The organism is Polynucleobacter campilacus (assembly GCF_002206625.1).
GTDB lineage: Bacteria > Pseudomonadota > Gammaproteobacteria > Burkholderiales > Burkholderiaceae > Polynucleobacter > Polynucleobacter campilacus.
In genome coordinates this window covers 383,878-405,164 of sequence record NZ_NGUP01000001.1, presented here as the reverse complement: position 1 = coordinate 405,164, position 21,287 = coordinate 383,878, and the positions used below count along the sequence as shown (strand labels likewise).

20 protein-coding genes are annotated in these 21,287 nt (G+C 45.1%); 16 read left to right on the top strand and 4 right to left on the bottom strand.

Annotation, left to right across the window (positions count from 1 at the left end; genetic code table 11):
• The first annotated feature begins 4 nt into the window (after nt 1-4).
• From CBI31_RS02065 to CBI31_RS02015, 11 genes are all read left to right on the top strand, one after another.
• Entirely contained in the window at nt 5-2,362 is a 2,358-nt protein-coding gene (locus CBI31_RS02065) for a cyanophycin metabolism-associated ABC transporter (protein ID WP_088524751.1), read from the top strand.
• A complete protein-coding gene (locus CBI31_RS02060; protein ID WP_088524750.1) occupies nt 2,359-2,826 on the top strand; it encodes a cyanophycin metabolism-associated DUF1854 family protein in 468 nt (155 codons plus the stop codon). The genes CBI31_RS02065 and CBI31_RS02060 overlap by 4 nt, the downstream gene beginning before the upstream one ends.
• 301 nt (nt 2,827-3,127) lie before the next feature.
• Nucleotides 3,128-4,126, top strand: a complete 999-nt coding sequence (locus CBI31_RS02055) for a Bug family tripartite tricarboxylate transporter substrate binding protein (RefSeq protein ID WP_206075440.1) — start codon at nt 3,128-3,130, stop codon at nt 4,124-4,126.
• Nucleotides 4,127-4,211: 85 nt separating this feature from the next.
• Nucleotides 4,212-4,739, top strand: coding sequence for a tripartite tricarboxylate transporter TctB family protein (locus tag CBI31_RS02050; RefSeq protein ID WP_088524748.1), 528 nt, complete (start codon nt 4,212-4,214; stop codon nt 4,737-4,739).
• A gap of 33 nt (nt 4,740-4,772) precedes the next feature.
• The gene (locus CBI31_RS02045) at nt 4,773-6,272 is read left to right on the top strand and encodes a tripartite tricarboxylate transporter permease (protein ID WP_088524747.1); all 1,500 of its coding nucleotides are present in this window, start codon (nt 4,773-4,775) and stop codon (nt 6,270-6,272) included.
• 95 nt (nt 6,273-6,367) lie between these two features.
• On the top strand, nt 6,368-6,739 hold the full coding sequence (locus CBI31_RS02040; protein ID WP_088524746.1) for a DUF2946 family protein: 372 nt from the start codon (nt 6,368-6,370) through the stop codon (nt 6,737-6,739).
• Between the two features lie 80 nt (nt 6,740-6,819).
• Nucleotides 6,820-9,012, top strand: coding sequence for a TonB-dependent receptor (locus tag CBI31_RS02035; protein ID WP_088524745.1), 2,193 nt, complete (start codon nt 6,820-6,822; stop codon nt 9,010-9,012).
• A gap of 2 nt (nt 9,013-9,014) precedes the next feature.
• Entirely contained in the window at nt 9,015-10,265 is a 1,251-nt protein-coding gene (locus CBI31_RS02030) for a sialidase family protein (RefSeq protein ID WP_088524744.1), read from the top strand.
• Entirely contained in the window at nt 10,262-10,738 is a 477-nt protein-coding gene (locus CBI31_RS02025; protein ID WP_088524743.1) for a TlpA family protein disulfide reductase, read from the top strand. Before CBI31_RS02030 ends, CBI31_RS02025 begins: the two co-directional genes overlap by 4 nt.
• A 39-nt stretch (nt 10,739-10,777) precedes the next feature.
• Nucleotides 10,778-11,209 (top strand): DUF2244 domain-containing protein, encoded by a 432-nt coding sequence (locus tag CBI31_RS02020; RefSeq protein WP_088524742.1) that lies wholly within the window; start codon nt 10,778-10,780, stop codon nt 11,207-11,209.
• Nucleotides 11,210-11,230: 21 nt separating this feature from the next.
• Nucleotides 11,231-11,698, top strand: coding sequence for a copper chaperone PCu(A)C (locus tag CBI31_RS02015; protein ID WP_088524741.1), 468 nt, complete (start codon nt 11,231-11,233; stop codon nt 11,696-11,698).
• Between the two features lie 88 nt (nt 11,699-11,786).
• Here the strand turns inward: CBI31_RS02015 and ilvD are convergent, their stop codons facing one another.
• Entirely contained in the window at nt 11,787-13,481 is a 1,695-nt protein-coding gene (gene ilvD, locus CBI31_RS02010; RefSeq protein WP_088524740.1) for a dihydroxy-acid dehydratase, read from the bottom strand.
• A gap of 230 nt (nt 13,482-13,711) precedes the next feature.
• Between ilvD and CBI31_RS02005 the strand changes: the two genes are divergently transcribed.
• Nucleotides 13,712-14,341: a response regulator transcription factor gene (locus tag CBI31_RS02005; protein WP_088524739.1), complete on the top strand. Its 630-nt coding sequence runs from the start codon at nt 13,712-13,714 to the stop codon at nt 14,339-14,341.
• A 78-nt stretch (nt 14,342-14,419) separates the two neighbouring features.
• Nucleotides 14,420-15,421, top strand: coding sequence for a helix-turn-helix domain-containing protein (locus CBI31_RS02000; protein WP_088524738.1), 1,002 nt, complete (start codon nt 14,420-14,422; stop codon nt 15,419-15,421).
• A gap of 25 nt (nt 15,422-15,446) precedes the next feature.
• Here the strand turns inward: CBI31_RS02000 and CBI31_RS01995 are convergent, their stop codons facing one another.
• From CBI31_RS01995 to ppa, 3 genes are all read right to left on the bottom strand, one after another.
• Nucleotides 15,447-15,785 carry a P-II family nitrogen regulator gene (locus CBI31_RS01995; RefSeq protein ID WP_088524737.1) on the bottom strand — a complete coding sequence of 113 codons (339 nt, stop codon included), beginning with the start codon at nt 15,783-15,785 and terminating at the stop codon, nt 15,447-15,449.
• A gap of 72 nt (nt 15,786-15,857) precedes the next feature.
• Nucleotides 15,858-17,477, bottom strand: a complete 1,620-nt coding sequence (locus CBI31_RS01990) for an NAD+ synthase (protein WP_088524736.1) — start codon at nt 17,475-17,477, stop codon at nt 15,858-15,860.
• 28 nt (nt 17,478-17,505) lie between these two features.
• A complete protein-coding gene (gene ppa, locus CBI31_RS01985; protein ID WP_088524735.1) occupies nt 17,506-18,042 on the bottom strand; it encodes an inorganic diphosphatase in 537 nt (178 codons plus the stop codon).
• A 171-nt stretch (nt 18,043-18,213) separates the two neighbouring features.
• Between ppa and CBI31_RS01980 the strand changes: the two genes are divergently transcribed.
• From CBI31_RS01980 to vapC, 3 genes are all read left to right on the top strand, one after another.
• Nucleotides 18,214-20,274 carry a sodium-translocating pyrophosphatase gene (locus CBI31_RS01980; protein WP_088524734.1) on the top strand — a complete coding sequence of 687 codons (2,061 nt, stop codon included), beginning with the start codon at nt 18,214-18,216 and terminating at the stop codon, nt 20,272-20,274.
• A 319-nt stretch (nt 20,275-20,593) separates the two neighbouring features.
• Nucleotides 20,594-20,875: a type II toxin-antitoxin system VapB family antitoxin gene (vapB, locus tag CBI31_RS01970; protein WP_276207118.1), complete on the top strand. Its 282-nt coding sequence runs from the start codon at nt 20,594-20,596 to the stop codon at nt 20,873-20,875.
• On the top strand, nt 20,875-21,273 hold the full coding sequence (gene vapC / locus CBI31_RS01965) for a type II toxin-antitoxin system tRNA(fMet)-specific endonuclease VapC (RefSeq protein ID WP_088524732.1): 399 nt from the start codon (nt 20,875-20,877) through the stop codon (nt 21,271-21,273). The genes vapB and vapC overlap by 1 nt, the downstream gene beginning before the upstream one ends.
• The last annotated feature ends 14 nt before the right edge of the window (nt 21,274-21,287 follow it).

Genomic DNA, 21,287 nt, shown 5'->3' with positions numbered 1-21,287 from the left:
GTCAATGAAGCCAGAAATTCTACCTTTTGCACCAAGCTTGCCAAGCCATTGGCAGCTGGTTTTGCAAGGCGAAAAATCCCCAGTCCGCAGTCTTGATGCCTTGCTGGCGTGGGTTGAGTTAGATTTAGATGCAGATCTGCGCTTTGAAAAAAGCCTGCTTTTGCTAAGTGAACAGGGCCTTTTTTGGACTGATGGCAAGCAATTTGAGTCTTGGTCACTAGAGCGGGGCCAGCATTTGGCTCATGGAGACCATGCGGGAGTCGGTCATCTCAGGCTGGAAACTGCTGATAGCTTGCTCCGAGCTTGGTATTTCACTCTTGCAGTCAATCCACAGATTCTGCGTCTGCAGTCGAGTTTTAAGAAACTCACTAGAGGTGAAGAGCAAAGCAAGGGGGAGGCAAGCGAGTACGACAAACAAGTTTGCCCAGTTTGCTTAAGTCCAAAATCCAGCAATTCAGATTCATGTCCTACCTGTGATCCAGATGATGACACTCCACCTTCAACGTGGACACTATTTAAACTCTGGCGTTTTGCAAAGCCATATAAAAAACAACTCGCGCTTGGTTTTGTGCTGACCTTATTGTCAACTGGTGCAACACTGATTCCGCCTTATCTGACGATGCCGCTGATGGATCATGTCTTGATTCCATATGAGAAAGGTAATCCGATTGATTTTCATTTGGCCAGCATGTATTTGCTCGCCTTGTTTGGCGCTGCAATTGTTGCTTGGGCTTTGGGTTGGTGGAAGACTTACTTACTCGCTTTAGTGAGCGAGCGCATTGGTGCCGATTTACGTAATACCACCTTTGAGCATTTACTCAAGCTTTCTCTAGAGTATTTTGGCGGCAAGCGTACTGGCGACTTGATTGCTCGCATCGGTGCAGAGACTGATCGTATCTGCGTTTTCTTGTCTTTATATGCCTTAGATTTTATAACCGATGTCATTATGATCACCATGACGGCAGCAATCTTGGTATCGATTGATCCTTTGCTTGCTTTGGTGACATTGGCGCCATTACCTTTCATTGTCTGGATGATTCATGTCGTACGTGATCGCTTGCGTTTTGGCTTTGAAAAGATTGATCGCATGTGGTCTGAGGTGACCAACATCTTGGCTGATACTATCCCGGGTATTCGGGTAGTTAAAGCATTTGCTCAAGAAGATCGTGAGCTAAAACGTTTTGTTGACTCCAATAAACATAACTTACAAATCAACGATCGCGTGAACCGCGTCTGGGGATTGTTTTCTCCTACGGTCACTTTGCTGACCGAAACAGGTTTACTAGTTGTGTGGGGATTTGGTATTTGGCAGGTTGCGCATCAAAAGGTAACCGTTGGTGTATTGATTGCCTTCTTAGCCTACATCGGACGTTTTTATATTCGCCTAGACTCGATGAGCCGGATTGTTTCTCATACCCAAAAAGCAGCTGCAGGAGCTAAGCGTATTTTTGATATTTTGGATCACGTATCGAGTGTTCCTGAACCTATCAACCCAGCATCATTAGGACGCGTTCAGGGTCGTCTCTCCCTGAAGGGGGTAGGTTTTCGTTATGGCAATCGTGCGGTATCGAAAGGGATTGATTTAGATATTGCTCCTGGTGAAATGATTGGCTTGGTAGGGCATAGTGGTTCAGGTAAGAGCACCTTAGTGAATTTGATCTGTCGTTTCTACGATGTGAGTGCTGGTTCAATCTCTTTAGATGGGCGCGATATTCGCAGTATTCGGATTGCCGACTATCGCAAGCGTATTGGCTTAGTCTTGCAAGAACCATTCTTATTCTTTGGCACGATTGCAGAGAATATCGCCTATGGAAAGTCTGATGCGACTCGAGAAGAAATTATTGAAGCTGCACGCGCTGCCCATGCCCACGAATTTATTCTCAGGCTACCTTTGGGTTATGACTCCTTGGTTGGCGAACGTGGCCAATCTCTATCTGGTGGCGAACGTCAACGTATCTCGATTGCACGCGCACTCCTAATTAATCCTAGCATCTTGATCTTGGATGAAGCGACATCATCCGTTGATACAACGACTGAAAAAGAAATTCAGCGCGCATTAGATAACCTTGTGAAGGGCCGCACCACCATTGCGATTGCACATCGCCTCTCAACCTTGAGAAAGGCTGACCGCCTCGTAGTCCTTGATAAGGGCGAGATTGTCGAGATTGGCTCGCATGAGCAATTGATGGAAGCTCAGGGTTCTTACTTCACTCTGTATCAGGCACAACTTCGTCATGCTGCCGAGTTGGTTGAGGGTGGGGCGATTGGCGAGAGTCTTGAAGAGTCACCAGAAGAGCAGCAGCAAGAAAAGCAAGTAGAGAAATTAGAAGTCATTGCCAAGAACATTGGGGGTGGCGTATGAATAAGACCCACCAACTAGAACGAGATGCGCTTGGAAATTTGATTTTCATTGACGCAGTGGGTGAGCGCCATGTTGGTGTATATCCGGTACGAGCATTTCCGATTACTGCACCAAGTGCAGGCATTGGCATCATGAATCAGTCCGGCAAAGAAGTCTGTTGGTTTCCAGATGTTGCGCTGATTCCAGAATCAGAGCTCACCCTCATTAAAGAAGAATTGGCTGCCCGAGAATTTATGCCGGTCATTGAGAGAATTACCCAGGTCTCTACATTTGCCACACCAAGCATTTGGGATATTGAAACGGATCGTGGTCCAACGCGTATCCGCCTGAAGGGCGAGGAAGATATCCGCAGAATCGCTGGTAATACCTTACTGATTGCAGATTCAAATGGCCTGCAATTCATGATTAAAGACTCTACCAAGCTTGATAAAGTCAGTAAGAAGCTCCTCGATCGTTTCCGCTAGAAACAAAATTACCTAGGGTAAATACTTATATTTAATTCAAGATAGGCTAGATGGATAACCATACTCATTTTGTGCCTTTTTTGCACATTAAGTGCAGTTTTTTAGCCTAGATATAAGTACACTGAAATTGTCTTTGGCTTGATTGATAGGGGTTTACACTCGCTTATAGACACTTGTCTTGAACGATTTTGAAATTATTGATGGTTGTCAAGTTCAAGTTGCCCATCTTGTTTAAAAATCACAGACATTCAATAAGCCAAAAATAAATTGGCAAACCACTTATAGGAGCGCATTAATGAAGATGAAGTTAAAAGGGGCATTGATTTCCACCGCATTAGCCCTCGGTGTCGCTGGCGTTTCACCTGCATTTGCTGCATGGGAACCAACTAAGCCTGTTGAGTTCATCATTCCTGCTGGTCCTGGCGGTGGTGCTGATCAAATGGCGCGCATGATTCAAGGAATCATCACTAAAAATAATTTAATGAAGCAGGCCGTTATTCCTGTGAATAAAGGTGCTGGCGCTGGAGCTGAAGGCTTCCTGGCAATGAAAGAAGCTAAAGGTGATCCAAATAAGATTGTGATAACGCTCTCAAACTTGTTTACTACTCCATTAGCAACCGGTGTTCCATTTAACTGGCAAGACATCACGCCAGTAGCGATGTTGGCGCTTGACCAATTTGTTTTGTGGGATAACGCAGAAAAGCCTTATAAGACAGCCAAAGAATATATTGATGCTGCTAAAGCCGCTGGCCCAGGTAAATTCAAAATGGGTGGCACTGGCTCTAAGCAAGAAGATCAAATCATTACCGTTGCCATTGAAAAGGCTACAGGCGTGAAGTTTACCTACATCCCATTTAAAGGGGGTGGCGACGTTGCCGTTCAGCTCGTTGGTAACCACATTGACTCTTCTGTGAATAATCCAATTGAGGCGGTGGCTCAATGGCGTGCTAATAAATTACGTGCATTGTGCGTATTTGATGACACCCGCATGCCTTACAAAGAGAAGATTACCGATACTCAATCATGGTATGACGTACCAACCTGTAAAGAGGCCGGTGTTTCTACTGACTACGTCATGTTGCGCGGTATTTTCATGGCTCCAGGTGTGACACAAGAACAAGTTGATTTCTATGTTGAGTTGTTCAAAAAAGTACGTGCTACTCCAGAATGGAAGAAGTTTATGGCTGATGGTGCATTCAATCAGACATTTATGACTGGTAAAGAGTTTAGAAACTGGCTCACATTAAACGAAGCTTTGCATAAGCAGTTAATGACTGAAGCTGGATTCTTAGCTAAGTAATTTGTAATAAATCTGATAGGGCCTCCATTTGGGGGTCCTATTTTTTAAGTAGTGCATTAATTAACTTTATTGATAAACAAAGCAAATGTCTGAACATACAAATAATTCAAATCAAGAATCGGCGATTAGCGTCAGAGCAATGGATATCATCACTTCGATCGTGTTCCTTGCGATTGGTCTAACGGTAATGGTTGGAAGTCTCAAGTTAGGCGCGAGTTGGGGTAGTGATGGCCCAGAAGCGGGATATTTCCCGTTCTATATCAGCTTGATTATTCTGCTTTCAAGCACAGTCACTCTTTACCAAGCTGCAATCGTCAATAAGAAAAAGAAAACAGAGTCATTTGTCGATAGCGAGCCTTTAAAGCAAATTTTGGCCGTGCTTTTACCGGCGATCGTTTTTGTGTTGGGAGTGCAATTGATCGGTATTTATGTTTCTTCAGCCCTCTACATCGCTATCTTTATGGTGTGGCTAGGAAAATATCCAATTTGGAAGGCAGTTGCTGTTTCTGTTGGGGTGAGCGTAGCCCTGTACCTCATGTTCGAGTTCTGGTTCCAGGTTCCATTGCCACATGGCTCATGGTTCAATCCACTCGAGTTTGTTGGTGTGAACTAAAAAATAAAAAAGATTAGATAAAAGGAGTACGAGTTGGAAGAAATTAACGCTCTATTCAACGGCTTTGCTGTTGCAATGACCCCATTTAACCTGTTACTCATGCTTGTGGGAGTAACGCTTGGTGTGATTATTGGTGTGTTGCCAGGATTGGGTGGTGCCAACGGCATCGCCATTCTGTTGCCATTGACTTTCACTATGCCGCCAACATCAGCCATCATCATGCTCTCCTGTATTTATTGGGGTGCTCTGTTCGGTGGTGCGATTACATCCGTCCTGTTTAATATTCCAGGCGAGCCTTGGTCGGTTGCGACAACCTTTGACGGTTATCCGATGGCCCGTAATGGCAAAGCAGGAGAGGCACTCACAGCCGCATTTACATCTTCTTTCGTTGGTGCGTTCTTTGCCATCGTGATGATTACCTTCTTGGCGCCGTTGGTCGCTAAGTTTGCGCTCCAGTTTGGTCCCCCGGAATTCTTCTCGGTCTACTTGCTTACCTTCTGTAGTTTCGTGGGTATGAATAAGGGGTCGCCGTTTAAAACGATTTCCGCCATGATGCTGGGCTTCGCCTTGGCTACTGTTGGCATGGATACAGTTACCGGTCAATTGCGTTTGACATTCGGTAATCCAGAATTAATGCGCGGTTTTGACTTCTTGATCGCTGTGATCGGTTTGTTTGGTATTGGCGAGATTCTGTTATCGATGGAAGAGGGCCTTGCATTCAAAGGCGCAGCTGCCAAGATTCGTGCCCAGGTGGTTTGGGAAACCTGGAAGCAGTTACCAAAATACTGGGCCACTTCATTGCGCAGCTGTTTGATTGGTTGCTGGATGGGTATTACTCCAGGCGGTGCAACACCAGCTTCTTTCATGGCTTACGGTGTAGCGAAGCGCGTATCTAAAGAGGGCGATAAGTTCGGGACCGGCAAAATGGAGGGTATTGTTGCTCCAGAAACTGCAGCTCACGCTGCTGGTACAGCGGCGCTTCTGCCAATGTTGTCTCTAGGTATTCCAGGCTCACCAACAGCAGCGGTATTGCTCGGTGGCTTGTTGATCTGGGGCTTACAACCAGGACCACTACTCTTCGTAGAGAAGCCAGACTTTGTTTGGGGCTTGATCGCTAGTATGTACTTGGGTAACTTGGCTGGCTTGTTCGTTGTTTTAACTTGCGTGCCACTGTTCGCCTCTATCTTGAGAATTCCGTTCTCAATCATTGCACCAGTCATTATTGTGATTTGTGCGGTAGGTGCATACACCGTTCACAATGCCATGTTTGACGTTTGGTTGATGATGGGCTTCGGTGTGCTAGGTTATGTCTTTAAGAAGCTTGACTATCCAATGGCGCCAATGGTACTGGCCTTGGTATTGGGCGACCGCGCAGAAGATTCTTTCCGTCAATCCATGCTGTTCTCACAGGGAAGCTTAGATATTTTCTTCTCTAACTACTTGGTAGGCGGCATTACTTCTCTAGCCTTGTTGCTTCTCTTCTGGCCATTGATTGGTAAAGTCATTGGTAAGAAAAAAGCTGCTGCAGCATAACGCTTAGCTGGTCAAAAGCCAGACTGATCTATCTAAAAAGGGGCGCAAGCCCCTTTTTTAATGGCAAAGCAAAAATCCGCTAAAATTTCTTCATCATGAATTTCCACAAAAGCCAACTCGTTCATTGGATTGCTGCAATAGCAATCGCAATGAGTGCGCTTGCACCAGCAATGTCACAAGCGGTATCGCTTGCAAAACATGGCGAAGGTTTTACGATGGAGATTTGCTCGGCTGATGGTAACCAGATACAAGTTAGCGTTCAGATGGATGATCAAGAAGTTGCCAGTCAAATGCAAACTTGTCCTGATTGCGTGGCTCAGAACACCATTACCCCAGCCTTTAATACCAATCTTACATTCCAGGCACCCCAAGCATTAGATTTGCTGCCAGCACTTTTTTATCAATCACCCAAGCCACTTGCTGTTTGGGTAACACCTCCCTCAGCAGCGCCTCCAACACCAGCCTAAGAAATTTTTAGGGCATAGCCTAGCTATGTAGGTGGCAACAATGTAAATAAGTTGCCGTAATGTTGTGTGTGGGAGAGTAAATGCTTTTTAAGCAAAAGAAAATTAGTGCATCCGTTAATGTGTTATTGGGTGCAATCCTGATAAGCACTGGTACGCAAGGTCAAATAGCACCACCACCCGATTACAACCAAAAGTTGAGTGATGTGGTGGTCAGCGCTACGCGCTCAGGCACTCCCCTGGATGAGATACCTCTCAATACGACTATCTTGACTAAGGAAGTGCTTGAGATAGCGCCAGATCAAACAATAGATCAGGTATTAAAGAATGTCCCAGGCGTGATCCTCAATGACACGCCGTACTATCAAAAAGATCCTACCGGTCAAAGTATTAATGTGCGCGGCCTTGGAAATGCAAGAACGCTGGTGTTGATTGATGGCCTGCCTGCGAACGATGCCTTTTATGGCACTGTTCAATGGAATTTAGTACCTATGTCTGCTATTGATTCAGTGGAGTTTATTCGTGGTGGCGTTTCTAGTCTTTGGGGTAACTATGGCATGGGCGGTGTTATTAATATTAAGACTAAAACCCCATCTAATAGTCAACAAGAGGTTTCAGGAAGTATTGGCTCATTTGGTACGGGTAATGTCGCTGCATCAAAAGATTTAATCGCATCTGACGCTTTGCAATTAAGATTCTCGGCAGATTACTTTGCTACCGATGGTTACCAGGGAATTGCGACGATTTCTCCGGCAGCCTCAAATAGCATTAAGAACGGCCAGGGACCAGCTAGTTCCCATAACTCGAATACTCGCCTTCAGGGTTACTTTAAAGCCAGTCCTAATACCAATGGCTTTTTTCGTGCCGGCTACAGCACCATGTCAGATTTATCTTCAGGATATGCATTTGCAACCAATATCAGACAAAGTACTGATTTGGCAGGAGGAACCACCACCCGCTTAGATAATCAGTCTAAGGTAGACCTTAATCTTTTCTATCAGAACACTGGTTTTAATAAGCAAAATGGCTCGACTACTACTAGTAGAACAAACAATATCCCGGCTAACACCCCATACATTAATGCAAATTATGAAGATCCATATAGCAGTATTGGTGTGTCAGCTCAATATACGAAAGAGTTGCAAGGTATCGTCGATCAGTACGTAGTTGGTATGGATGCGCGTAATATCGCGGGCTCAAACCTAACTAATAATCTGAATAACAATGGAACAGTTGCTGCAGTAAATTATGCCCAAGGACAGCAAATCTTCTATGGTCTGATGGGGCAGTTAAAGTCCAAGGCTGAGTCATTTCCACTCGAAACTACATTAGCTGCTCGCATTGATCAATGGAATAGTCAAACTCCGACAAATTACAACACTGGCGCTAATGGTGCTAATCCTGCGTACCAAAATGTTCCGAATCAGAGTAAGACCCAATTAAGTCCTACTTTAGGGTTTCTATATAAAGCAACCAGTAATTGGGATTTACGTTCAGCAGCTTATCAAGCATTCCATGCCCCTGGCCTGAATAACACCTTGCGATCCTATGGTTCTTCTAGCGGTTTTAGTTTTGCAAATCCCAATCTAACTCCCGAGACAATGACGGGGTATGAAGTTGGAACAGATTATCGGTGGAAGGGCGGCTTTGCTCAGTTGACTGGCTTTAATAACTATATTCAGAGTGCTGTTGCTACATACTCGCTTAATAAAAATAGTAGTACAGATCAGGCGCTAGCAAAACAGTTATGTGGAGCCTCAACTACCTGGACTGGCCAGTCTAGCTATGGTATTTGTAACTCATCTAACTTAAGTTATTACACCAATAATCAAAATTTGCTTAGCCAAGGTATTGAATTTCAGTTTCACCATGATATTAGCGCTAAGTGGGCCACAGATTTAAACTACGCATTTACTAGTACTAAATTAACTATGAGCACTACGAGTGACCCAATTGGTAAGCAACTGGGTGGCGTTCCTCAGAATATTTTTGGTTCTGGCTTGACTTACTATCCTGTGCCACAAGCAAGCTTCACAGCAACTATTAGATATGTAGGCAGCTCCTGGATGAATACCTCTAATACGTTACCCGTACCAGCATATGCAGTAGTAGGTTTGCGAGCTAATTATGAAATTACTAAAAACGCAACACTTTATGCTTCTGCGGTGAACTTATTTAATCGCCAATACATCACTTTTGGCACGGGATCGAGCAATACAAGCTATGTATTAGGCTCGCCGCAGTCGGTTACCGTTGGTGCACGTATCATCTTCTAATCATGAAATTTCATCTCCATTCATCATTCCGCCTAGTCGTCTTAAGCGCTCTCTTTGTAGGGGTACTTGGTTTGCATGGTCGAGCAGATGCACAAATGGATCATTCACGTCCTATGGCAGCAGTAAAGCAAAAGGATGTTTGCCAGGGGTCTGGGCTCGATTGCGCTATTGCAGCTACACCTTCTCTCTCTCCTGATGGCAAATTACTACTAGCTTGGACTGCAAGTGGAGTGGTATCAGTAGGGCAGTCTTTTGATCTCGGTAAAACATTGATATCGACTGTCAAAATTGCAGAGCATGGTAAATCCTTGGACACTGGTAGCGATGCACGCCCTCAAATTGTGGCCGATAAACAGGGTAATGTCTTTTTAGCGTACGCATTTTTTAAGGACTCTAATTGGAATGCGCAAATTAATACTGCTAGATCAACTGATGGTGGTAATACATTTGGCGCTCCAGCATCACTGGTTCGGGATGGCTCTAGCCAGCGCTTCCCTTCAGCTTTAATCAGGCCTGATGATTCTATTTTTATTTCCTGGATTGATAAGCGACTGGTGGCAGCCGCAAAGCAGGGTGGAGTAAAGCGCCTAGGTGGATCAATTGCCTATTCATTTTCAAATGATGGCGGAAAAACATTTCAGCTTGAACAATTTTCCAATGAGAGTAGTTGCGAGTGTTGCCGCATTGGTGGGGCTCTAGATATGAACCATCAGCCTGTGATCGTGTATAGAGCGATATTCCCTGGAGGTATTCGAGATCAGGCAAGCCAAGTTATTTCTGTTAAGGGTGCTGAGCCAATTCGCAGGGTGGCGGATGATGAGTGGAAGACAGATGCCTGCCCGCACCATGGTCCATCAATTGCAGTTTCCGGATCCGGAAAACTTCACGTAGCTTGGTATACACAAGGTAGCAAGCGCTCTGGAGTGTTTTATGCCAACTCTAGTAATCAAGGTTTGAGTTATTCCCAGCCCGCTAGAATTGGCGCAGAAGGTGCGAACGTCTCTAGACCATATCTTTTAGCTTTGGGTCAGCAAGTATGGCTAGTCTGGAAAGAGTTTGATGGTGCATATTCTTTGGTTTACATGAAACAATCTGCTGATGATGGAAAAACGTGGAGTGCTCCGCAGATGATTTCTAAAACAAATGGGTATAGCGACCACCCTTTATTGATAAACCAAGGAGCAACAGTATTTTTATCATGGCTAACAAGAAATGATGGTTATCAATTGATTAAGCTTGGACAACAGCAATGAAAAAATATTTACTCACATTCATACTTGCCATGGGAATCGTTCAACTTGCATTTGCGGATAAACAAGTGCTCAAGCCCTATCAGGGTGGTGACTGGCCTAGTCTAGTGAAGAATGCCAATAGTGCGCCAATCGCCATTCATTTTTGGGGTGTTACTTGCCCGGCTTGCGTGAAAGAAATGCCTCTGTGGGGAAGTTTTCTGAAGGGCAATCCAAGCGCAAAAGTTATCTTTATTCAGGTGGATGATGTTTCTACCGAGAGTATGCAGAAGATGTTGAGTAAGGCCGGCCTAGAAAAAGCCAATAATTACTATGTTGTCGGACCTTTTGATGAGCGTTTGCGTTATGAAATCGATCCTAAGTGGCATGGTGAGACACCAACAACAATTTTGATTGATAAAAATGGTAGAGCGACCCGTAAAACGGGGCTCATTAATTTTCAACAGCTTCAGTCTAGCCTTATTGCTAGCCGTTAGAAAAATGAATTCCTTGATACAAATTGGACATAAGCAACCATGCGAACTTGGTTAATGAAAAGAAATTGTTCCTTCTCGCCTAAACAGGTGGGACTTTTCTATTTATCGATTGTTAGCTTTTCTCTGTTGGTAGCTGGTTATTTCTTGTTCATTGGTGTTTGGATGATCATCATCTTTACTTCGATTGAAATTCTGGCTCTAACGATAGCTTTGTATGTTTATACAAGACATGCTTTGGATTACGAAAAAATAACAATCGTTGGCAAGCAGCTCTTTGTAGAAAGAAGTTGGGGAGGAAAAATTCAGATTGATGAGTTAAATACTCTTTGGACAAAGCTGCATCGCAGTGGTACTGGAAGACCTTCTTTAACTCTTAAGAGTTCGACTAAAGAAGTGCCCATTGGTTTTTTTGTGGTGATGAATGAGCAAGAGCAGTTTGAAAAAGATCTCGAGAAATATCTCGGGGTATAAGGTTAACTAAAAGGGGTATATATGAAACGTAATACATTGGCGTTATTAGTAGTAGCTTTAGGCTTTAGTTTTTCAGTACAGGCGCAAGAGGCAAAAGTAGGATCAATCAAGGTTGAGCAGGCTTATACCCGCTCGACTGTGTCAGGCCAAATGGCAGCTGGTGGATTTATGAAGATTGAAAATAAAGGTAGCGGTGCTGATCAATTGATCTCTGCAAGCTCACCTGTTGCTGGTGAAGTGCAATTGCATGAGATGGCAATGGAAGGCAATGTGATGAAAATGCGTCAGGTAAAAGACATTCCTGTGCCAGCTGGAGGTTCTGTTGAATTAAAGCCGGGTGGCTTACATCTCATGTTTATGAATATTAAGGCTCCATTGAGTGCTGGTGAATCTGTTCTGGTCAAGCTCAAGTTTGCTAAGGCTGGCGAAGTAGAGGTAAAGATGCCAGTCAATGCTATGGGTCAAGCTGGTGGAGCAGTAAAGCACTAAGTTAGCGCTAAGTATTAAGCTTCCTGAACTTCTGCAATAAAAAAGCCCCTGGTTTTATTCAGGAGCTTTTGTTTTTCGAGTCTACTGATTACGTTAAATCTAAATCTAAATCCGTTACCGCACCTTTACTTGCGCTACTTGCAGTACTCGCATACTTAGCAAGCAGGCCGCGGGTATAGCGTGGCTTCGGTTGTTTCCAGGCTGCTCTACGCTTGGCAATCTCTTCATCGCTGACGTTGAGCTGGATGAGTAGCTTATGGGCATCGATAGTCACTGAGTCACCTTCATTGATGAGGGCAATCGTGCCGCCAACGTAGGCTTCAGGAGCAACGTGGCCAACCACCATGCCCCAAGTGCCACCAGAGAAGCGACCATCAGTGATGAGGCCCACAGTCTCACCTAAACCTTGACCAACGAGGGCCGAGGTAGGAGAGAGCATTTCACGCATACCAGGACCACCTTTAGGGCCTTCGTAGCGAATGATGACAACGTCACCATCTTTGATCTTTTGGGCCATGATGGCTGCCATCGCATCATCTTCAGAATCAAATACGCGGGCTGGGCCGGTGATTGATGGATTCTTGAGGCCGGTAATCTTAGCAACGCAACCTTCTGGGGAGATATTACCCTTCAGAATCGCTAAGTGCCCTTGTTTGTACAAAGGATTATCTAAAGTGCGAATCACCTTTTGATCTGCGCGCGGTACAGAAGGAATATCTTTCAGCACTTCTGCAATCGTTTTGCCAGTGATGGTCATGCAATCACCATGGAGTAATCCGCCATCCAAAAGGATTTTCATGACTTGCGGAATGCCGCCAGCTTGATGTAAGTCAGTGGCCAAATAAGTACCAGAAGGTTTCATATCTACAATGACTGGAACACGCTTACGAATGCGTTCAAAGTCATCAATCGTCCAATCAATTTCAGCGGCACTAGTAATAGCCAAGAAATGCAATACCGCATTGGTAGAGCCACCTACTGCCATGATGACGCTGACTGCATTCTCAATCGATTTTTTAGTGATGATGTCGCGTGGGCGTAAGTTATTTTTGATTGCCTCAACCAACACACGAGCAGACTCAGCGGCGCTGATCACTTTCTCTTCATCCACGTTAGCCATGGTTGAGGAGTAGGGCAGACTCATGCCCAGCGCTTCAAAAGAGGAGCTCATGGTGTTTGCTGTATACATGCCACCACAGGAGCCGCTGCCTGGACAAGCATTCTCTTCAACGCCTTTTAAATCTTCTGCGCTTAATCTGCCGGAAGTAAATTCACCGACCGCTTCGAAGGCGGAAACTATATTGAGCTCTTTGCCTTTGTAATGGCCTGGCTTAATCGTGCCACCATAAACATAGATCGCTGGAACATTAGTGCGGGCAATCGCCATCATGCCGCCTGGCATATTTTTATCGCAACCGCCAATCACAACCACACCATCTTGCCAAAGGCCGTTGACGCAAACTTCAATACTGTCAGCAATTACTTCACGTGAGACGAGGGAGTATTTCATGCCCTCAGTACCCATGCCGATGCCATCAGAAACAGTAGGGGTACCAAATACCTGGGCCTTTGCACCTGCCTCTTCTAGGGCATTGACTGCCGCATCTGCTAATTTCTGTAATCCACTATTACAAGGTGTAATGGTGGAATGACCATTGGCAACACCAACCATTGGCTTTGAGAAATCATTTTCCTTGTAGCCCATGGCGTAATACATCGAGCGGTTGGGAGCGCGAGCTACTCCCTCGGTGACCATGCGTGAGCGTTCATTAAGGCGTTTCATGCTTATTACTCCAGAAAAGGTTGGTGTCGAAAGGCTCTATTGTGCCGTGAGAACTGCTTAGGGGCTAAGCATCCTATTTGTGGCGGTGAAGGGGTCAATATATTGCAGCGCAATAAGAAATAGTGAATGAATTCATAGGGCTAGATTGTAATTATTAGCTATGAAGCTAATAGCTTGTTGTAAGTTACTACTGTAAATTAGGCGAATCATTATTTTTCCCTTTGAATTCAATGACTAAAGTGGGCCATATCTTCTTAATTGACGATGACGAATCGGTGCTTATCTCGCTTGCGAGAATGCTTCGTGAGTTGGGGTATTTGGTGGAGGATTACGCTTCAGCCAGTACTTTTCTGGAAAAGTCCGTCCCAGTATCTCCCGCAGTCATTCTCTTGGATATGCAGATGCCAGACATGACAGGCTTAGATCTGCAAGAAAAATTGCTGAAATTGGGCAGTAAGACCCCCATTATCTTTGTCAGCGGCCAAAGCCACCCCCATCAAATTGTTTCGGGCCTCAAGAAAGGGGCGGTCGATTTCTTATTTAAACCCTTCAATTTGGATGAATTGCTCAAGGCCGTAGCTGACGCGATTGATTTTGACGGACGCCAGTTAAAGCGCATTTCCCAAGACGTGGAAACTAGAAGGGATTATGTTAGCCTAACGCCAAGAGAGCGTGAAGTCTGCGGTTGGTTGGTTAAGGGGCTGCTTAATAAAGATATTGCTATCAAATTAGGGACAACCGATGCCACTATTAAGGTTCATAAAGCTAGGGTAATGGATAAGATGCATGCAGATTCACTGCAAAGCTTGGTGAAGAAGTTTCTAGAGTCCGATTTGGGTAGTCACCCTTTAAACAATTAGCTTTGTGGCTAACTACTACTGCACCATTTTGGGGTTAGTATCAGTTTTATTACTTTTATAAAAGACAGATAATAAACCATGGATAAGCCATCTATACCAGGAGAGATTCGCAAAGAAGCTTTTACTAAGGCCAGGGAAAGTCTTGGCCTGAGCACGAAAGATTTATCTGGTATGGCCTGTCTCTCAGTGCGCCAAATAGAGCAAATTGAAAATGGGGGCATGACCTCCTTCTATAGCCCTCAAATCAAATTTGTCGCTGCAAAAAAAGTTGCGTCTCTACTCAAATTAAAAGAAGAGGATGCTTTTGATTTTGGTATGGAAGCCTCACTAGAAAAAATGGTAGAGCCTGTTGCTGAAAAAGTAGGGATCGTAGAAAAAATACCAGAGCCAAAACAGGAATCCAAATCACAGCAAGTGGAGGAAACACCAAAAGCTGTTGCTAAAAGTCCTGAACCGGCAAGACCTTATGAAGCTAGTAAGGTAGTGGCAGAAAGGAATCCCCAAAAGAGACTCTTTGTTTTATTGGGCGTTACTGCAGCACTCGCGTTTGCAGTAGTGAATCTGCGTCCCCTGTTTTTCCCTGAGCCGCCTAAAGAAGAGATTGTGCTCGTGGAGGCAGTCCAAGAGGCTCCTCCAGTTAGTGCTGCCGTAGAAGAGGCTAAGCAGGCCGCACCAGCACAAGCGCCAGCACCAATAACATCCCCAAGTCCAGTAGTGGCGGCTGCTGTGCCTGCTGCGATTATTTCTTCAGAGTGTCCAGCAATGGATGCATCAGCGGTGACTTATAAGCCTGATGCTCCTAAAAAGTCTGGCGATATGTTTTATGTGCAATCAAAGACGCCACAAACGGTTTGCGTAATTGATGCCTCAGGCAAGAATCAAAATAAAACTTTGGAGCCTGGGGCAGGGGTAAGCATTTATGGCAAGCCACCTTTTAAAGTGCTCACATTAGGCCTAAATCAATTGGACTTGTATTACCAGGGCACTAAGGTGCGTGCAGGTGGCGCTAGCAAGACAATTATTTTGGAGGCTGCTGAAGTAGGCCAGCCCGCAGTTTCGTCAGATTCTCAGTTGCGCTGAGAATCTGTTCTAGTTTGGGCAGTAATCAAACTGCAGCTTCGTCTGTTTCACCAGTACGAATACGAATCACTTGTTCAACAGCAGTAACAAAAATCTTTCCGTCACCAATTTTTCCAGTGTGTGCAGCTTTCGTAATGGCTTCGAGAGCGGCCTCAACGCGATCGCCTGGAACAACGGCTTCGACTTTGACCTTAGGTAAGAAGTCAACTACGTATTCAGCCCCACGATAGAGTTCTGTATGCCCTTTTTGGCGACCAAAGCCTTTAACTTCGGTTACGGTCAGGCCAGTAACACCTACTTCTGCTAAAGCCTCACGAACTTCGTCAAGTTTGAACGGTTTAATGATTGATGTAATTAATTTCATTTATTCCCCCTAATGCAGTAATCATACCTAGAACTCAAATATAACGCTAAAAACGATCAGCCCAATCGATTTTTAGGCTCTAAATTGTGAGGTAATGGGGTAGCGCCAGTCGCGACCAAAAGCACGGGTAGTTACACGAACTCCAGGAGGGGCTTGGCGACGCTTGTATTCATTTAATTTGATCAGGCGGGTAACCTTCTCTACGCTCTCAGAATCAAAGCCAGCGGCAATGATTTGGGCAATGGATTGGTTCTGTTCCATGTAGCGCTCTACGATCGCGTCTAAGACTTCATAAGAGGGCAGACTGTCCTGATCGGTTTGGTCAGGGCGTAATTCGGCTGAAGGGGCACGCGTCAAAATACGCTTCGGTATGACGGGTTTAATGCTATTGCGGTAATCGCAGAGTCGATACACCAAAGTCTTAGCAATATCTTTAATCACCGCAAAGCCACCAGCCATGTCGCCATACAAAGTGCAATAGCCAACAGCCATCTCACTCTTATTGCCGGTTGTTAAAACTAGGCGCCCAGTTTTATTTGAAAGAGCCATGAGCAGGGTGCCACGGACACGGGCCTGAATATTCTCTTCAGTAGCGTCTATCTTCAAGCCTTTGAACTGGTCTGCTAAGGAGGCTTCGAGAGCATCTACCGGGCCGCTAATGGGAATCTCGTCATATTGCACGCCTAGATTCTTGGCTAGTTCACTGGCATCAATCCAGGAGATGTCTGCTGTATAGCGCGAGGCCATCATCACTGCGCGGACTTTGTCAGCGCCTAAAGCATCAACCGCAATGGCCAACACTAAAGCAGAATCTACACCACCCGATAGACCAATGATGACCCCTGGAAAATGATTTTTAGTAACGTAGTCGCGTACCCCAAGAACCAGCGCTTGATAGGCTTGAGCCTCAACGCTTTGGGGCGGTTTAATGAGACCCTTCTCTAATTGACCGGAGGGGCTGATGTCAACGATACCTAAGCCAGTTTCAAACTGAGGCATCGCCATGACAACATCCCCCTGACTATTTAATGCAAACGATCCGCCATCAAAGACGAGTTCATCTTGACCGCCAACGGAATTGACATAGATCAAAGGCATCTTGGTTAGTGCAATGTGCTCGCGCAGCACATCAATGCGCAAGGCCTCTTTTTTCAGGTGATAGGGCGATGCATTAGGAACTAGCAAAACTTGAGCCCCTGCAGCATGCGCTTGTTTGGCGGGACCAGCATGCCATGCATCTTCACACAGAATCACGCCATACCGAATACCTTCGCATTCAAATACGCAGGCGTCTTTGCCAGGAATAAAGTAACGCACTTCATCGAATACTTCATGGTTCGGCAATACTTGTTTGGCATAGCCTGCGATTACTTTGCCATTTTGTAAAACAGAGGCATAGTTTTGTAGGCCGGCTAAGGTATTTCTGGGGTGCCCTACCACTACAGTGAGACCTGAGTATTGGGCAAGTTCTTTCATTAAGAGATCAAGCTCTTGCTTTGCCGCTTCTATGAAAGCGGGGCGGAGTAATAGATCTTCTGGGGGGTAGCCAGTCAGCGCAAGCTCTGGAGTGACTACGAGTTTGGCACCTTGCTTAAAGGCATCTTGAGCAGCCTTGTGAATCAGTTGCGCGTTGCCAGCCAAATCCCCCAACATTGGGTTCATTTGAACTAGGGCAATTTTTTGCGTACTCACTCCGATTCACAAAGCCTTTACTAATAAATTAAGCGTGCTCTTTGTTGTAGCGTTCGATGCCTTCCAGAATTTCTGTATGCGCATCTCCAACACCACCCCAACCTTTTACCTTAACCCATTTACCTGGCTCGAGATCTTTATAGTGCTCGAAGAAGTGTTGGATTTGATTGAGGCGTAATGGATTAATATCTGCCGGCTTTTGCCAATGGGTATAGATCGGCAAAATTTTGTCTTCTGGAACGGCTAATAATTTGGCATCTTGTCCGCCTTCATCTTCCATCTGCAAAACACCAATGGCGCGGCAGCTTACAACGACACCTGGAATGAGTGGGAATGGAGTAATGACAAGGACGTCAACAGGGTCACCGTCACCAGCAATAGTTTTATTGATATAGCCATAGTTGCATGGGTAGTGCATCGCAGTACCCATAAAGCGGTCTACGAAAATCGCACCACTTTCCTTGTCTACTTCATACTTAATTGGATCCGCATTCATAGGGATTTCAATAATGACGTTAAAGCTTTCAGGAATCTTTTTTCCCGGCTTGACGTTGTCCAAACTCATAAAAACTCCAATTGGTGATTAGTAAATACCCTGATATTAGCAAATAGGCTCAGGGGTGATTCTGATACATACTGATACAGCTTTAGAGCTCTAGTTTAAAGCTTTAAAAAACTAGGCTGATATAGGCGCTAGATATATAAAACAATAGGATCAACTTTAGGGAGTTCAAGCATGAGTAATATCACTTTAGGCTTGTATTTTGCCTTGGCATGCGGTGTTCTGGCCGTGATTTACGGTTTTGTGATGCGCAGCTGGATTTTGAAGCAAAGTACGGGCAACGCCAAAATGCAGGAGATTGCTGAAGCGATTCAGCAGGGCGCTGCCGCTTATTTATCACGCCAATATAAAACGATTGGGGTCGTTGGGGTGGTTCTCACCATCCTCATGGCGCTCTTCTTGGACTTTGCAACTGCGATCGGCTTTGTGGTTGGTGCAGTGCTCTCTGGAGCATGCGGCTTTATTGGCATGAATATTTCAGTTCGCGCAAACGTGCGTACAGCACAAGCGGCTACCGTAGGCATGAACGAAGCACTCAACGTAGCATTTAAAGGTGGCGCTATTACCGGCATGCTGGTGGTTGGTCTTGGCCTCTTGGGGGTTGGCTTATTCTTTATGTTCCTCGTATCGATAGGCGCGGGACAGGATCTCTCTTCTGTATTGCATCCACTGATTGGATTGGCATTTGGTTCATCATTAATTTCTATCTTTGCGCGTCTTGGCGGCGGCATCTTCACCAAAGGTGCAGACGTTGGCGCTGACTTAGTGGGCAAGGTAGAAGCCGGCATTCCGGAAGATGATCCACGTAATCCAGCGGTGATTGCCGATAACGTCGGTGACAACGTAGGTGACTGCGCAGGTATGGCAGCAGACCTCTTTGAAACTTATGCAGTGACACTCATTGCAACCATGGTGCTTGGTTCCTTGATGGTTACGGGTGCGCCAGTAGCGGCCATTATTTACCCATTGGTTTTGGGTGGTGTCTCCATCATCGCCTCTATCATCGGCTGCTCTTTTGTAAAAGCAACGCCTGGCATGAAGAACGTGATGCCAGCTTTGTATAAGGGCCTCATCATTGCAGGTGGCTTGTCATTAGTAGCGTTCTACTTTGTGACGAACTTCATCATGCCCGATGATGCTTTGGGTATTCCTGGTAGCCAGTGGCGTTTATTTGGTGCCACAGTAGTAGGTCTCCTACTTACTGCAGGCTTGGTGTGGATTACTGAGTACTACACCGGCACTCAATTTAAGCCAGTGCAGCATATTGCTGAGGCTTCTACTAAAGGTCACGGTACTAACATCATTGCGGGCTTAGGCATTTCTATGAAGTCCACTGCATACCCAGTACTCTTTGTATGCGCAGCAATTTTTGCGGCTTACTGGTTGGCTGGTTTGTACGGTATTGCAATCGCAGCGACCGCCATGTTGTCTATGGCAGGAATAGTCGTTGCTCTAGATGCATACGGCCCAATTACTGATAATGCAGGTGGTATTGCTGAGATGGCTGGTTTGCCACAAGCAGTTCGCGATATTACTGATCCATTGGATGCTGTTGGTAACACCACTAAAGCTGTGACCAAAGGATATGCGATTGGTTCGGCTGGCTTAGCTTCACTGGTATTGTTCGCTGACTACACCCATGCGCTAGAGGGTATTGGCCAACAAGTTTCCTTTGACTTGTCTAACCATATGGTGATCATTGGCCTCTTTATTGGCGGCATGATTCCTTACTTGTTTGGTGCGATGGCGATGGAAGCAGTAGGTCGTTGCGCTGGTGCAGTTGTGGAAGAAGTGCGTCGCCAGTTCCGTGACATTCCCGGAATTATGGAGGGCACTGCTAAGCCTGAGTACGGCAAGGCAGTCGATATGCTCACCACTGCAGCTATTAAGGAAATGATTGTTCCTTCTCTATTACCAGTGGTTGCGCCGATCGTAGTGGGTCTCTTGTTAGGGCCTGCTGCATTAGGCGGCTTACTCATGGGTACGATTGTGACCGGCTTATTTGTGGCGATCTCAATGTGTACTGGTGGTGGTGCTTGGGATAACGCTAAGAAATACATCGAAGAAGGTAACTTCGGCGGTAAAGGTTCTGAAGCGCATAAAGCAGCAGTGACTGGTGATACTGTAGGCGATCCCTACAAAGACACTGCTGGTCCTGCAGTGAACCCACTCATCAAGATCATTAACATCGTGGCATTGCTGATCGTGCCATTGTTGCCGGTGATGAGTCGCTAAGAAACAGTATTAAAGCATCAAACAAAAACGCCTAGCAATGCTAGGCGTTTTTTTATTCTTCATTACATAAGGTGAATATGGGTATTGGATAACTTATCATTTGGGTATACAAAAAATTAAATTTTTTAGAATTCATGTTGACCTAAAAAATCCCAAAACATTTCCCAGTGGTTTTGTTGATCACAAAGCATTGGCATTGGTTACAGAGTCAGAAATACTGGCCCATGAAAAAGAGGATGACCTTGCGTGGAAGAGCGTCATTACAACTGCCATCAAACCCAATAGGACATAAATCCTCCCTTAAATAGGGGTTGTAAGAGTGTTAAATGCAATATACAATTGCTATATACATGAGGAGGACTGGATTTTGGCTATTTCAACTGTTTTTACGAACAATCGAACTCAGGCAGTGCGACTACCTGTCGAGATGCGGCTTCCAGAGAATGTTCGCAAGGTGAATGTTCGTGCAAAAGGCTGTGAACGCATCATTGCCCCAATTGAAAACATATGGGACAACTTCTTCTTAAGTGAAGCAGGTGTAAGTGACGACTTTATGGATGAAAGAGGGACCCAAGAACAAGGTGATAGAGAGCCTCTTTAATGCTTAAATACTTATTAGACACAAACATTGTTATTTATGTTGTGAAACGAAAACCTCTAGAGGCCCTTAAGGTTTTTAATAAAAATGCAAGTCGTATGGCTATATCTACTATTACGTTGGCAGAGTTAATTTATAGCGCTGAAAAAAGCAAGCAAGTAGAAAAGAATCTCAACACTATTGAGGACTTTATCAGTCATTTAGAGGTTTTGCCTTACGATATAAATGCGACTCAGCATTACGGCCAAATAAAAGCATTTTTAGAGCGATCCGGAAAGCCAATCGGTGTAAATGATATTCATATTGCTGCTCACGCCAGAAGTCATGGATTAACTTTGGTCACCAACAATTTATCTGAATTTAAAAGGGTTCCAAATCTAGCTCTTGAAAATTGGGTTTAAATAGCGCTCCTTAA

Excerpts from the sequence above, each read along its gene's own strand:
- CBI31_RS02020 (WP_088524742.1), top strand. The coding sequence starts at position 10,778 with ATGCGAACTTGGTTAATGAAAAGAAATTGTTCCTTCTCGCCTAAACAG.
- CBI31_RS01995 (WP_088524737.1), bottom strand. The coding sequence starts at position 15,785 with ATGAAATTAATTACATCAATCATTAAACCGTTCAAACTTGACGAAGTT.
- CBI31_RS02030 (WP_088524744.1), top strand. The coding sequence starts at position 9,015 with ATGAAATTTCATCTCCATTCATCATTCCGCCTAGTCGTCTTAAGCGCT.
- CBI31_RS02055 (WP_206075440.1), top strand. The coding sequence starts at position 3,128 with ATGAAGTTAAAAGGGGCATTGATTTCCACCGCATTAGCCCTCGGTGTC.
- CBI31_RS02050 (WP_088524748.1), top strand. The coding sequence starts at position 4,212 with ATGTCTGAACATACAAATAATTCAAATCAAGAATCGGCGATTAGCGTC.
- CBI31_RS02035 (WP_088524745.1), top strand. The coding sequence starts at position 6,820 with ATGCTTTTTAAGCAAAAGAAAATTAGTGCATCCGTTAATGTGTTATTG.
- vapC (WP_088524732.1), top strand. The coding sequence starts at position 20,875 with ATGCTTAAATACTTATTAGACACAAACATTGTTATTTATGTTGTGAAA.
- ilvD (WP_088524740.1), bottom strand. The coding sequence starts at position 13,481 with ATGAAACGCCTTAATGAACGCTCACGCATGGTCACCGAGGGAGTAGCT.
- CBI31_RS02065 (WP_088524751.1), top strand. The coding sequence starts at position 5 with ATGAAGCCAGAAATTCTACCTTTTGCACCAAGCTTGCCAAGCCATTGG.
- CBI31_RS01980 (WP_088524734.1), top strand. The coding sequence starts at position 18,214 with ATGAGTAATATCACTTTAGGCTTGTATTTTGCCTTGGCATGCGGTGTT.
- CBI31_RS02000 (WP_088524738.1), top strand. The coding sequence starts at position 14,420 with ATGGATAAGCCATCTATACCAGGAGAGATTCGCAAAGAAGCTTTTACT.
- CBI31_RS02015 (WP_088524741.1), top strand. The coding sequence starts at position 11,231 with ATGAAACGTAATACATTGGCGTTATTAGTAGTAGCTTTAGGCTTTAGT.
- CBI31_RS02005 (WP_088524739.1), top strand. The coding sequence starts at position 13,712 with ATGACTAAAGTGGGCCATATCTTCTTAATTGACGATGACGAATCGGTG.
- CBI31_RS02040 (WP_088524746.1), top strand. The coding sequence starts at position 6,368 with ATGAATTTCCACAAAAGCCAACTCGTTCATTGGATTGCTGCAATAGCA.
- CBI31_RS02025 (WP_088524743.1), top strand. The coding sequence starts at position 10,262 with ATGAAAAAATATTTACTCACATTCATACTTGCCATGGGAATCGTTCAA.
- CBI31_RS02060 (WP_088524750.1), top strand. The coding sequence starts at position 2,359 with ATGAATAAGACCCACCAACTAGAACGAGATGCGCTTGGAAATTTGATT.
- ppa (WP_088524735.1), bottom strand. The coding sequence starts at position 18,042 with ATGAGTTTGGACAACGTCAAGCCGGGAAAAAAGATTCCTGAAAGCTTT.